We start from the raw sequence: 14,001 nt of genomic DNA, 5'->3' as shown, positions 1-14,001 counted from the left end.
CATGCAGGACAAAAGGATTTCCCCGATTGGGGAATACCGGCCTCCTCTGCTACAATCCGGCCATGAAATCCCGAAAACAACCCGCTATTGATGCTGTTTTGTTCGATCTTGATGGTGTCCTCTACATTGATGACAAGGTCATTCGCGGTGCCGCCGCGACGATTGACTGGTGCCGCAGCAGGCGGATTCCGATTGCTGCCGTCACCAACACAACCACCAGCCCGCGCCGGGTGATCGCTGACAAGCTCGAGCGTTTCGGTATCGCCATCGCAATCGATGAGATCTATACCCCTGCCGCGATCGCCGCCCGCCTGATCGGTCAGCGGACAGCACGGCTGTATATACACGATTCACTGCAGGAGGATTTCGACGGGATACGACAAGTCGTCGATCAGCCCGACTTCATTGTCATGGGCGATGTCGGTGGGGCCGGTTACAGTCAGGCACAACTCCAGCAGATATTCCGCCTTGTCATGGATGGCAGCCGCTTGCTGGCACTGCATAAAAACCGTTTCTGGCAAAAGAAAGATGGCCTCCATATGGACCTGGGCGCCTATGTCAGCGCCATTGAGTATGCCACGGCCAAACAGGCCACGCTGCTTGGCAAACCATCGCAGGCTTTTTTCCATGCCATTTGCAAGGCGATGCAGGCAAAACCGGCGCATACGCTGATGATTGGTGATGATATCGAGTCGGATATCGACGGCGCCGGCAGAGCCGGCTTGCGTACCGGTATGGTGCAGACAGGAAAATATCGTGAATCATTTTTCCGTCATTCCGGCATCAAACCGGATCTTCTTCTCCCTTCGGTTGCCGACCTGCCCGATGCGATTCAGCTGCTGTAGCGCTCAGCCTTTCAGCGCTTGATCCGCCGTATAAGGACGGGATGAGAGCGCCACCACCGCTGCCGGAATCACCAGCAGATTCAGTACGGGCACCATTAACAGCAGCATCGCCACACCGGCAAAACCGATATAGAACCAGCGCTGTTCATTCAGCTCCTGTTTGCGGCGATGAAACGCCCATGCTTGCCGCGATGCCGTCGTATCCATCAGTTCATAGCCGAGAAAGCGGATACCGGCATAGGTCCAGATCGCCGTCGCCAGCGGTGGCAACCAGATAAACAGCAGCGCCACCGCTCCCCATGCCAGTAACCCGCCCAGCGGCCGGATCGAGTTGGCCAGACTGGCGGTCACCTGCATCATCCAGCTATCGCTGTTAGCGGCAGACTCACCGACACCATGCAGCCTTTCCGTTCGCACAGCCAGCGTATCCAGCCACGGAGCCACCGCTGCCGATCCCAGTGCCACATAAGCCAGTGCGCCGGTGACCAGCGACAACAACAATGCCAGCACCCAGACCACCGCCGACAACAGCTGCCAGTACCAGGCATCCCCCTGTGGCAACCAGATCGTGGCCAGGTAATCCAGCCCCTGAAATGCCGCCATGGTTGCCGCAACCATCAGCGCGATGAGCAAAGCAAGCATGCGCCAGAGTACGCTGCGCAAATCAGGCTCGACAAAAAGCAGGCGGATCCCTGCCAGCAATGAAAATACACCCTTAATCACATCTTCTCCTATGACCGTATCAATCGCCGATGGCAAAGGCCAGCTTATGCAACAGGCCTGCCCCCGTCACGCACAAGCAATGGCCTGCCCTGTTCAGACTGGCCGTAAAACCAGGCTGACCGGCAGGCCAGTGATGGCCATGTCGCTTGACAATAGATGTATACGAACCACACGATTGCCCATATGCATAGTCAACCATCCGATTCCCGCGATCAACTGCCAGTAGCCGAAGAGGCGTTACAACGTGTGCTTGCCGCCATGCTGCCGGCCGATGCGGATGATGGGGACCTCTACATTGAACACTCGGTTTCAGAATCCATCTCACTTGAGGAGGGGCGGGTAAAACATGTCTCGGCCTCGACACAGCAGGGCATCGGTGCCCGCGTGATCAAGGGTGAGGCCAGTGGTCATGCCTATACCGACCGGCTGGAGCCGGAAGCCCTGATGCAGGCAGCCCGCTCGGCCCGCTCCATTGCCGACTCGGGTGGCAACCGCACCTCTGTGCGTATCCATCGTGCTGCGAGTGAGGTCGCTCTTTACAGCGCTGAGAACCCGGCTGCATCGGTAGATTTTTCGGCACGCAAACAGTTGCTGCAACGTCTGGATGCCATGGCGCGCAATCTCGATCCGCGTGTCAGACAGGTATTCGGCAATATCTCCTCCTCCTACTCGGACATTCATATGATCCGTATGGATGGCGCCCATATTCATGACGGACGCCCGCTGATCCGGCTGAATATTTCAGTGGTTGTTGAAGAGAACGGACGGCGTGAAACAGGCAGTGCCGGCGGCGGTGGCCGCTTTTCCCTCGCCCGTATGATCCACAGTGATGAACCTGAACGTCTGGTCCAGGAGGCCGTACGTCTGGCCACCCTGAACCTTGCCGCCCGCAAGGCACCCGCCGGCAGCATGCCGGTCGTGCTGGGGCCCGGCTGGCCCGGCATCCTGCTGCATGAAGCCATCGGTCACGGTCTTGAGGGGGATTTCAATCGCAAGGGCAGCTCCGTCTTTGCTGACAAGATGGGCAAACGGGTGGCCGCTCCCGGCATCACCGTGGTGGATGATGGCACCATCGCCGAGCGCCGTGGCTCCCTGAATGTCGATGATGAGGGAACCGCCAGTCACCGGACAGTCCTCATCGAGGATGGTATCCTCACCGGCTACCTGCTCGATCGTCAGAATGCCCGGCTGATGGGCATGCAACCAACCGGCAACGGTCGCCGTGAATCCTACGCCCACCCGGTCCTGCCACGTATGACCAACACGTTCATGCTGGCAGGAAAAGATGATCCGGCCGATATTCTTGCCTCTCTCGATCGGGGTATTTATGCAGTGAACTTCGGTGGCGGCCAGGTCGATATCACCTCGGGCAAATTTGTTTTCACCACATCTGAAGCCTATTACGTCGAAAACGGCATCATCCAGTACCCGGTCAAGGGGGCCACACTGATCGGCTCCGGTCACGAGGTACTGCAGAAGGTTTCAAGCATCGGCAACGATCTGGCGCTTGATCCGGGTGTTGGCACCTGTGGCAAGGGCGGTCAATCCGTGCCGGTCGGCGTCGGTTTGCCGACCATACGCATTGATGATCTGACCGTCGGAGGAACCGAGGCATGAAATCCACAGTACGCTCCACCCATGATTATACCGGTCAATTGATCGATGCCGCTCTCAGGGCCGGAGCGGCGCATGCCGATGCACTGAGCGTTTCCGATACCGGCGATGCCATCAATGTCCGTAACGGCACGGTTGAATCGGTTGAGCGGGAGGATGCACGCGGCGTAGGTCTGCGCGCCTTTGTGGAAACCGCCAGTGGTATGGCCTTTGCCACAGCATCCACATCTGATGTGTCGCCACAGGGGCTGCAAAAACTCGCCGAACAGGTGCTTGCCATGGCACGCATCTCAGAAGCCGATCCGGATGCCGTTCCCCCGGTTGGAGCCAACCACCCGACCGAACAGCAGCTGGCCGACTGGCGCCTCCGCCATCCGGAATCCGATGCCGGCTGGTCGCTGGAAGAAGCCAGGGATGCGGCACTCGCGTGCGAGGAGGTCGCACTCTCCTGCTCCACAGCCATCAGTAACAGCGAAGGTGCTGCCGCCAGCTTCGGTATCAGCCATGTCGTATATGCCAGCAGCGACGGGTTTTCAGCCGCCTATAGCAAAGCCTCCGCATCACTGAGTATTTCCGTCATTGCCGGCCATGGTGATGGCATGCAACGCGATTACGCCTGGCACAGGGCTCTGCATGTGTCAGGGCTGCGCACCCCCGACCTGATCGGCCGGGAAGCTGCCGAACGGGCCTGGCGCCGCCTTGATCCGGGCAGCATGGAAAGCGGTGCAGCCACGGTCGTCTTTGAGCCCCGCATTGCCACATCCCTGCTCGGCCATCTGATCGGGGCCATCAATGGACGGGCCATACTGCAGCAGCGTTCATTTCTGACCGATTGCCTGCATCAGCCCCTCTTTCCGGCCGGCGTTTGTATCGATGACAATCCGGATCACCCGGATGGACTGGGGAATCGTCTGTTTGATGGCGAAGGCACCCGCACTGCCAGCCACCGCCTGGTCAGCGATGGTGTATTGCAGCATTTTCTTACCGATCGCTATACAGCCCGACGACTCGGCATGCCTGAAACGGGCAGTGCTGTGCGAGGATTAACCGGCGACATCGGCATCGGCAGTGCCAATCTGATCTGGCAGCCGGGCTCTCTGTCACAGACCGATATCATCCGACAAATCCGCCATGGTCTGCTGGTGACTGAACTGATCGGTTTCGGTGTGAATTCCGTCACCGGCGATTATTCGCGTGGCGCCAGCGGTTTCCTGATCGAAAATGGTATGATCGTACGACCGGTTCAGGGCATCACCATTGCCGGCAACCTGAAAGAGATGTTTGCACAGATCAGCCATGTCGGCTCCGATCTTACCTGGTTCGGCTCATCGGCAGTTCCTTCCATTGCCATTGAGGGCATGACGATCGCCGGGGCATAACTGCCCCCCTTTTACCCTCCTCACGGGATCTCCTCTGTCGCTGTGCAACCCATCATGAATGTATCAACTGCCTGATCCGGAGCGCATAGATACGCCTGTCTGTCTCCTTCAGGCATAAAGTCCGACTTTGACACTCGGTCTTTATTGATCTATACCTCAGGTTGCATGCACAACAAAAGGAGGTTGCTATGCAATTTATTGAAAAATCAATCCGGGAATATCTTGATGCTCTCACCCATGTACACGGAGAGGCGTATACCAAAAAAGCTGTCGTGGATCACAGGGGCGGTGCCCAGATCTTCGTGAAATACCCCGGCCATGCTGAAGGGATGCTGGTCAACCTGGGCACGCTTGAGCTGATGACCCGAAATCTTCTTGAGCGGGCAGCGCAGGCCGCCTGACGCTTACCCGCTTCATCATATGCGTAAAAAAAGGGGCTTGATTAGAAGCCCCTTTTTTACGATTTCATCGCGCATGAGCGGGCAATATGGTGAAGCAAGCTTTTGAAACCCTGTCAGCGATAAGATGCATTTAAAGCAACACAGAATACTCTGCTAAAGCAGAACATCCCCCTTTCTTTATCGGTAAAGAAAGGGGTGAAAGAAAGCCGCCCCCGATATCTTTGTCCTGCGGATTCCCTCATGCGAGCCATTCACTACAGCCGCTGCATCCGCAGCTTGTTTCTGTAGTGAATCACTCTGTTCGGCAAATCTATAAGGGGGAATCAAACGGCTTTGCCGCCGCCCGGTGAGCTCCAGGATACAGCGAATCAAATCAGACGCGTGAATGTTGGGTTTGCAGGCAAAGGCGAAAACGTACATCCAACCTTTGCGTTCGATCATGGCCAGGATGGCAACACATCAGCATCACCCTAAAGCAGAGCATCCCCCTTTCTTTATCGGTAAAGAAAGGGGTGAAAGAAAGCCGCCCCCGATATCTTTGTCCTGCGGATTCCCTCATGCGAGCCATTCACTACAGCCGCTGCATCCGCAGCTTGTTTCTGTAGTGAATCACTCTGTTCGGCAAATCTATAAGGGGGGGAATCAAGCGGCATCCACTCCTCTTTACCAGCACCGGTTTTCGGGCTTTCGCGATGAACCTTTTTTGGTTCATCGCGCATGAGCGGGCAAGATGGCTGAAGCAGTTTTTTAATACCCTGTCAGCGATAAGATGCATTTAAAACTACGCGACTACTCTGCTAAAGCAGAGCAGCCCCTTTCTTTATCGGTAAAGAAAGGGGTGAAAGAAAGCCGCCCCCGATATCTTTGTCCTGCGGATTCCCTCATGCGAGCCATTCACTACAGCCGCTGCATCCGCAGCTTGTTTCTGTAGTGAATCACTCTGTTCGGCAAATCTATAAGGGGGAATCAAGCGGCACCCACCCATCGTTACCGGCACTGGTTTTCGGGCTTTCGCGATGAACCTTTTTTGGTTCATCGCGCATGAACAGGCAAGATGGCTGAAGCAGTTTTTTAATACCCTGTCAGCGACAAGATGCATTTAAAACTACGCGACTACTCTGCTAAAGCAGAGCAGCCCCTTTCTTTATCGGTAAAGAAAGGGGTGAAAGAAAGCCGCCCCCGATATCTTTGTCCTGCGGATTCCCTCATGCGAGCCATTCACTACAGCCGCTGCATCCGCAGCTTGTTTCTGTAGTGAATCACTCTGTTCGGCAAATCTATAAGGGGGGGAATCAAGCGGCTTTGCCCCTCCGTGCACAGAAATGAACCAGGAATACTCTGACTTGCAGGAGAGGAAACGGCATCAGCTCATCTTGAACGGCACTGGTTCCCGGGACTTCGGCGATGAACCTTTTATGCAGGCAGACCTCGGTCAGGGTGAACAAACTGCCGAGGCTGAAAAGAACTTTTTAACGCAGATTGAGCTCGGCCAGAACCGCCTCAAGCACCTCGGGATTGAACGGTTTACGCATAAAGGTATGCGGAATATCCGAACATTTATCCTCGACTTCCTGATAGCCGGTCACAATGATAAACGGGACATCGGGATAGAGCCTGTTCACCTTGCGCATCAGGTTATAGCCATCAATACCCGGCATACGCACATCGCTGATCACCACACCGGGCGGCTGATATTGAGGGCTGGTGACATAGGCGAAATATTCATCACCGCTCTGATATGTGCGGGCCTGATAACCAAGGATATCGGCTATTTCAGCAAGCATCTCGCGAACATGACGCTCATCATCGATAATATCTACAATCATGGGCCTGAATGTTACACCCTCAATTCTCTTCTGTTAACTGCCAAACGCATATTTTTGATCCTGCTTTTATCACCCGCCCGGATGAGCCCGGTTCCGGTCATCAGCCAGGGTGCACAACGGATGGATGACTTCCCTGTACAGGGCAATCGCATGAAAAAGCCAGTCACTTAAAAGCGTTTCATTGCAAAGGAGACAGAGTTACACAAAGTAACCGCAATGGTTTACAGCGTGAAGGAGATGCTGATTGATTGCCCTCCTGGCAAAATCGGTTCGCAAAGGCAAAAACGCGACAACGAGGCAGCAAGCCGATTGGACGGCCAACGGCTGCCCGCAGGGTGCGGGCATGATGCCCGAGTCATTTTGTCTTTGCTTACAAATCAGTCACTTACGCATCTGATTTGACGCGCTGCATCCTGCAGCTCACCCGGCGGCGGCAACGCCGTCCAATCCGGCTATCCTGCCGGATTGTGGCGCCCGTCCATGGCTCGCTCGGAAGCGCAGAATAAATCAGCGCTTCCCTGTAGTTTATCAAGGACAATGGTAACAGCCTTGATATAGAGTGCTGCGCTCTTATGGATAACATCGCTCATCCCATCAATGCCCTGCTCGATCTGCTCCCCTCCTGCATGATCAGCGATCGACGTGCATTCAGCAAACGACTGCACGGACTTCGCCAGCGCAGCAAACAGGGAAAACCGGTGGACCGGGCACTGGCAACATTAACGGATGCCATCCACACATCGGTTGCGACATTCAAACAGCGCATGCAAAGCCGGCCCGTGATTACCTACCCGGAGTCACTGCCTGTATCGGGTAAACGCCAGCAGATTGCCGATGCTATTGAACGCCATCAGGTGATCATTATCGCAGGTGAGACCGGCTCCGGAAAAACGACCCAGATTCCCAAAATTTGCCTGGAGCTGGGACGCGGCATTGCAGGCCTGATCGGTCATACCCAGCCGCGCCGTATTGCCGCCCGCTCGGTCGCCGGCCGTATTGCAGCAGAACTGAACAGCCGCATCGGCGAGCACGTCGGCTTCAAGGTGCGTTTCTCTGATCATACCGGCCCGAATGCCCTGATCAAGCTGATGACCGATGGTATCCTTCTCGCTGAAATACAGAGTGATCCGCAACTGCTTGCCTACGACACCATCGTCATCGATGAGGCTCATGAGCGCAGCCTGAATATCGATTTTCTGCTCGGTTATCTGAAACAGCTTCTGCCGCAGCGCCGTGATCTTAAGGTCATCATCACCTCGGCCACCATCAATACAGCCCGCTTTTCGGCATTTTTTGATGATGCCCCGGTCATTGAGGTATCAGGGCGCAGTTATCCGGTTGAGGTTCTTTATCGCCCGATTCAGGGGGATGAGGATGAGCTGGACCGTGATCTGCCACAGGCTATTGCCGATGCCGTCGATGAGGCGGCGTCGATCGACCCGTTCGGTGATATCCTGGTATTCCTGCCCGGAGAGCGGGAAATCCGTGAAGCCAGCGACCTGCTTCACCGCCATGCGATGAAACACACAGAGGTCATTCCCCTGCTCTCCCGTCTCTCACCGGCCGAGCAGGATCGGGTGTTTCAGTCACATCCCGGCCGCCGTATTGTGCTGGCCACCAATGTGGCGGAAACCTCACTGACCGTACCCGGCATCCGTTTTGTCATCGACTCGGGCCTTGCCCGTATCAGCCGCTATAGCGTCCGTACCAAGGTGCAGCGCCTGCCGATCGAACCGATTTCGCAGGCATCGGCCAACCAGCGCTCAGGCCGCTGTGGCCGTATCGCATCGGGCGTCTGCTTCCGTCTTTACAGCGAGGAGAGCTTTAACAACCGCCCTGAACAGACCGATCCTGAAATCCGCCGCACCAACCTGGCCAGTGTGATTTTGCAGATGAGCAATCTCAGGCTGGGGGATCTCGGCAAATTTCCCTTTATGGATGCACCCGAACAACAGGCCATTCGCGATGGTTACCGGCTGCTGGAGGAGCTGCAGGCGGTCGATAGCGGCAGGCAACTCACCCCGATCGGAAAAAAGCTCGTACGATTGCCGGTCGATCCGCGCATTGGCCGCATGCTGCTGCAGGCTGGCGAAGAAGGTGCTCTGCAGGAGCTGCTGATTATTGCTGCCGGCCTCTCCGTACAGGATCCACGCGGTCGCCCGATGGATATGCAACAGCAGGCGGATGAGAAGCACCGCAGCTTTGCCAATCCCGCCTCCGACTTTCTGACCTGGCTGAACATGTGGAACTGGTTTCACGAGCAGTCCCGTCATCTCTCCCGTTCAAAAATGCACAAACTCTGCCACGATCGATTTCTCTCCTATCTGAGGCTGCGCGAATGGCATGACCTGCATAGTCAGCTGCTCTCCATTGTACAGGAAATGCGGATGATGCCGAACAGTGAGCCAGCCCACCCTGATGCCGTACACCGGGCACTGCTGGCAGGGCTGTTAAGTCATGTCGGCCTCTATGATGATGAAAAGAAGTGTTATCTGGGAGCCCGCAACCTGAGGTTTGCCCTTTTCCCCGCCTCACCTCTGGCCAAAAAGCCGCCAAAATGGGTGGTCTGCTCAGAACTTGTTGAAACCAGACGCCTTTTTGGCCGTACGATTGCACCCATTGATCCGGCGTGGCTGGAACGACTGGCGCCCCATATATTGCAGCACAGCTACAGTGAGCCGCACTGGTCGAGCAAACAGGCTCAGGTTCACGCCTGGGAAAAAGTAACACTCTACGGCTTGCCGGTGATCGGGCGTCGCCGGATTCACTATGGCCCTGTTGATCCGGTGATTTCGCGCGAGCTGTTTATCCGCCATGCACTGGTGGCATCGGAGTTCCGCAGCCACGGCAAGTTTCTGCAACATAACCAACAGCTGATCGCAGAGCTTGAAGCGCTTGAAGCCAAACAAAGGCGGCGCGACCTGCTGGCCGATGAGCAGGCACGCTTTGAATTCTTTGATGCAGTGATCCCTGAGGGGATCTTCAGCGGCAAACTTTTTGAGCAGTGGCGCAAACAGGCAGAACAGCAATCGCCCCGACTCCTCTTTCTGAATCGGCAGACACTGTTGCACGGCGACAGTGCCAGCGTGGACGCATCGGCATTCCCGGACGAATACAGCAATGGCAAACTGAGGCTGAAATACAGCTACCACTTTGATCCATCCAACCAGGCCGATGGTATCACCCTGTTAGTCCCCCTCCCGGTACTCGGCCAGCTTGAGCCGGAACCTTTTGAATGGCTCGTACCGGGCATGCTGGTGGAAAAGTTGACTGTGCTGATTAAATGCCTGCCAAAATCAATCCGGCGCCGCTTTGTGCCAGCCCCTGAATTTGCCCGTGCCGCCGGCGAAAACATGGCATTTGCGCAAGGGGATTTACTGACTGCCCTGGCACGTGAACTCGGCCGCATGACAGGGCTTGAACCACACCGCAGCGACTGGGGAACAGATCCCCTGCCACGCCACCTGCAGATGAAATTCAGTGTTGTTGATGCGCATGGCAAATCCCTGGCCAGCAGCCATGACCTTAGAGCGCTGCAGGAAAAGTATGCCGAAACCAGCCGTCGCAGCCTGCAATCGATCGATACCGTCCGGAACATTGAACGTGTTGGAATCACCCGCTGGGATTTCGGCGACCTGCCCGAATCGATTGCCAGGGTACAAAACGGACTGTCGCTGCAATTTTTCCCGGCCCTGTGCGACTGCGGTCAAACCGTTGCCATCCGCATCTTCGAAAATCGTCATGAAGCGGCCCGTGCCATGCAACCCGGCCTGCGCCGCCTGTTCATGCTCTCACTGCACCAGCAGGTGGAGCTGCTGAAAAAGAACAGCCCGCAACTGCAAAAGCTGACGCTGCTCTATGCGCTGATCGGTAGCCCTGCCGCGCTGAAAGAGGAGCTGATCGAAGCGGCCTTTACCGCCCTGTTCATGCAATCACCGCTTCCGCGCACAGAAGCCGATTTTGTAAAACGGCTGGATGCCGGCCGCTCCCGCATTGTCGCACGGGCCGGTGAACTGGCGGATGCCGTCAGTGCCGCCCTTTCCGCCTATCACGGCCTGAGCCAGGCTCTGGAGGGCGTGCGTTCACTGCAATTACAGCCGGTGGTGGAGGATATACGCCTGCAAATGAGCCGTTTGATCTATCCCGGTTTTGTTGCCGCCACACCTGCTGAATGGCTGTCCCACTTCCCTCGCTTTATTCAGGCTGCAGCTCTGCGCCTCGAAAAGGCCGGCCGTAACCTGAAACAGGATAGTCAGCACCGTCAGGCCATCAGCCAGCTGTGGTCACAGTATGACGCCCGCCAGAAAGCGATCATTTCCGCTCATGGCGACACCGCTGATCTTGAAACGTTCCGCTGGCTGATTGAGGAGTTGCGTGTCTCGCTGTTTGCCCAGGAGCTGAAAACTTCGACACCGGTATCGGTGAAAAAACTTGAAAACATGTGGCTGACGCTGCGCTGATCGCCAGGGAAACAGCACAGTGCCAAAGCCTCTTACGGACGATACGTTTACACAGGCCGGCATATAAACGCCGGTCAAATCAGATCCGCAGGGGATGATTGCACACAAGGATTAAACCATATATGGCCTTTAAGCCGGAAGTTACGAAGCGAGGTCTGGTCAACCGGATGTTACCCCATCCGCCCAAATGATCACTTGCCTGATTTGACGAATAAAACCATGCTGTCACCCTGATCATCAGGCGCGCTCATTGCATCATGAGGATGGGAGGAGGTGGAGCAGGCATGTTAGAAAACCGTGTGGGTCATATTTTCAACAGGCATGTAGTCCGGGTCACGCCGGATACACCGGTGGCTGAAGCCATCCGTGCTATGGCGGATATGCAGAGTACCAGCATTGTGATTTGCGGTGCCCGTGGCCCTGTCGGCATTCTCACCGCCCGCGACCTCCCCCGCCTCTATGAGCACCACACCGATCGCTCCGCTCCGATTCAGCAGGTGATGACCTCACCGGTGACGACCTGTCTGCAGGATATTTCACTGCTTGATGCACTGGATATCATGCTTGATAAAGGGATTCGTCATATTCCCGTTGTCAATTCCAGGGATGAACTGGAAGGCATGATTTCAGAAAGTGATATTATGGACAGCCTGGGATCTGCCGATCTGATGCATTCGCAAACGATCATCCAGATTATGAAGTCAGAGGTCATCACCATCTCATCACAAGCATCATTTGATGAGGTCATGGAGATCTTTCTGGCCGAGCGGATCGGTAGCCTGATTGTCACAAGAGATTCGCTGCCGGTCGGCATTATTACCGAACGGGATCTGCCACGCCTGATCTCAAGCCAGACAGAAAGCAGTACAACGGCAGAGAAGATCATGACTGCGCCTGTCATCACCATATCGGTACACGCAACCGCACAGGATGCACTGCTTAAAATGCATGCGACCCATATTCATCACTTGCTGGTGACCGATACGGCCAACCGGATCAAGGGCATCATCACCCGCTCCTGCTTTTTTCATGATCTGGGCCGCTACCTGATCCGCAAACTGGTGATGGCTGAAAGGCAGGTCAGGGTGCTGTCACAGTTGCAGCAGGAGCAGCAGCTGCCGGCGATCGAGAATTTTTATTTGCAGGCGACTGAAAATGCCCCTTACGCCATGCTGGTCTACAAGCTGGGGACCATTATCTATGCCAACAAGGCAGCAATGCAGATGTTCGCATACAAGCGCCGATGTGATTTGATCGGCCGGCTGATCACCGATGTACTCCGCATCGATGCCTTCTCCAGTGAGCTGGACAAACTGTTAACCCATGAAAATGACATCAGCAATGAAATCATCAGGCTGGCAAAAGATGACGGATCGGCATGGATTGCCGAAATATCGAGTGCTGTCATTGTCTATGAGGGTGAACCTGCCACCCTGCTGACACTCAAGGATATTACCGAACAAAAAGCACTTGAGGATCGCCTGAACCATGCCCAGAAGATGGAGGCGATCGGTACACTTGCCGGCGGCATTGCGCATGATTTCAACAATATGCTGGCCGGCATTACCGGCAACATCTTTCTGCTCAAGCGTCAGGCCGATGATCACCCGGGTATGCGCAAAAAATTCTCCGACATCGAGAACCTCTGCTTCAAGGCGGCCGAGCTTGTTGCCCAGATGCTCACCTTTTCCCGCAAAACAGAAATCGATACCAAACCCATTGCGATGGTCCCCTTTGTCAAAGAGACCCTGAAACTGGCCCGGGTCGCTATCCCGGAAAATATTCATCTGCAATCTGTGGTCAGCCCGGAACAACTCACGGTTCGGGGCAACACAACCCAGTTGCATCAGGTGATGATTAACCTGCTCAATAATGCCCGCGATGCGCTGGCTGCAACGCCCCACCCTCTGATCAGGGTTGAACTGCAGCCATTCACTCCGGATGAACGTTTTCAACGCAAGTTCAACCACATGAATCTCGCCCCCGCATACGTCCACCTGTCGATCACTGACAACGGCAGCGGCATTGCAGCCGCTGATCTCAATAAAATATTCGAACCATTTTTCACCACCAAAAGTGAGGGCAAGGGAACCGGCCTCGGGCTTGCGATGGTTTATGGTGCCATCCAGTCACATCAGGGCCTGATTGATGTAGAAAGCAGCCAGGATACAGGCTCAACCTTTCATATTTACCTGCCACAGCTACAGGCCACAGCCTCTGAACCCATGCTCGCCGACCACTCACAAATCGTCGAGGGGCATGGCGAATGGATCCTGCTTGTCGATGATGACAGCCGGGTGCTTGGCGCGACACGCGATGTAATTGAAAGCATGGGCTATCACGTCATTACTGCAGAGAATGGCGAAATGGCCATTGCCAGGTTTATTGCCCATATCGATCAGATCAGGCTGATCATTTCCGATGTGGTCATGCCGGTGATGGGAGGCATTGAATCCGTCACACAGATCCAGAAGATCAAACCGGTTCCGGCTCTGTTCACGACCGGCTATGGGCTGAACCAGAGCTGCATGCATGATGGCAGCCTCCTGCCCGGGGAGGTGATCACCAAACCTGTCCACCCCTCCACCCTCAGTCAGCATATCCGCGAACTGCTTGATGGCATAAGACTGTCACTGTAATCCACCCCACTTCTCCTGAAGCTGCTGTATGCTGCAACCCGTGATCGTACACGTAGCATGATGGCACCGAACGTGCTTGATATGGCCATGTGTAGGCCGGCATCAGGGAACGGG

The 14,001-nt window shown here is 55.5% G+C and carries 9 protein-coding genes; 6 read left to right on the top strand and 3 right to left on the bottom strand.

What is annotated here, in order from left to right; all coding sequences use genetic code 11:
- Positions 1-62: 62 nt before the first annotated feature.
- On the top strand, positions 63-845 hold the full coding sequence (locus tag FEF65_RS06755; RefSeq protein ID WP_138239039.1) for a TIGR01458 family HAD-type hydrolase: 783 nt from the start codon (positions 63-65) through the stop codon (positions 843-845).
- A 3-nt stretch (positions 846-848) separates the two neighbouring features.
- Here FEF65_RS06755 and FEF65_RS06750 read toward each other — a convergent pair whose 3' ends face one another.
- Positions 849-1,568, bottom strand: a complete 720-nt coding sequence (locus FEF65_RS06750) for an EI24 domain-containing protein (protein ID WP_138239038.1) — start codon at positions 1,566-1,568, stop codon at positions 849-851.
- A 183-nt stretch (positions 1,569-1,751) separates the two neighbouring features.
- Here FEF65_RS06750 and tldD point away from each other — a divergent pair, with 183 nt between their 5' ends.
- From tldD to FEF65_RS06735, 3 genes are all read left to right on the top strand, one after another.
- Positions 1,752-3,185: a metalloprotease TldD gene (gene tldD / locus FEF65_RS06745; RefSeq protein ID WP_138239037.1), complete on the top strand. Its 1,434-nt coding sequence runs from the start codon at positions 1,752-1,754 to the stop codon at positions 3,183-3,185.
- The gene (locus FEF65_RS06740; protein WP_138239036.1) at positions 3,182-4,561 is read left to right on the top strand and encodes a TldD/PmbA family protein; all 1,380 of its coding nucleotides are present in this window, start codon (positions 3,182-3,184) and stop codon (positions 4,559-4,561) included. Before tldD ends, FEF65_RS06740 begins: the two co-directional genes overlap by 4 nt.
- Positions 4,562-4,749: 188 nt before the next feature.
- The gene (locus FEF65_RS06735; RefSeq protein ID WP_138239035.1) at positions 4,750-4,962 is read left to right on the top strand and encodes a hypothetical protein; all 213 of its coding nucleotides are present in this window, start codon (positions 4,750-4,752) and stop codon (positions 4,960-4,962) included.
- A gap of 177 nt (positions 4,963-5,139) precedes the next feature.
- Here FEF65_RS06735 and FEF65_RS06730 read toward each other — a convergent pair whose 3' ends face one another.
- Positions 5,140-5,403, bottom strand: coding sequence for a hypothetical protein (locus FEF65_RS06730; protein WP_138239034.1), 264 nt, complete (start codon positions 5,401-5,403; stop codon positions 5,140-5,142).
- Positions 5,404-6,431: 1,028 nt separating this feature from the next.
- A complete protein-coding gene (locus tag FEF65_RS06720) occupies positions 6,432-6,788 on the bottom strand; it encodes a response regulator (RefSeq protein ID WP_138239032.1) in 357 nt (118 codons plus the stop codon).
- Between the two features lie 572 nt (positions 6,789-7,360).
- On the opposite strand from FEF65_RS06720, the gene hrpA reads away from it, so the two are divergent.
- On the top strand, positions 7,361-11,248 hold the full coding sequence (hrpA, locus tag FEF65_RS06715) for an ATP-dependent RNA helicase HrpA (RefSeq protein ID WP_138239031.1): 3,888 nt from the start codon (positions 7,361-7,363) through the stop codon (positions 11,246-11,248).
- 284 nt (positions 11,249-11,532) lie between these two features.
- Complete coding sequence (locus FEF65_RS06710) at positions 11,533-13,887, top strand: CBS domain-containing protein (protein ID WP_161595197.1); 2,355 nt, start codon at positions 11,533-11,535, stop codon at positions 13,885-13,887.
- Positions 13,888-14,001: the final 114 nt, after the last annotated feature.

It is taken from the genome of Mariprofundus erugo (assembly GCF_005818865.1).
GTDB classification, from domain to species: domain Bacteria; phylum Pseudomonadota; class Zetaproteobacteria; order Mariprofundales; family Mariprofundaceae; genus Mariprofundus; species Mariprofundus erugo.
This window is presented reverse-complemented; position numbering and strand designations above follow the sequence as displayed.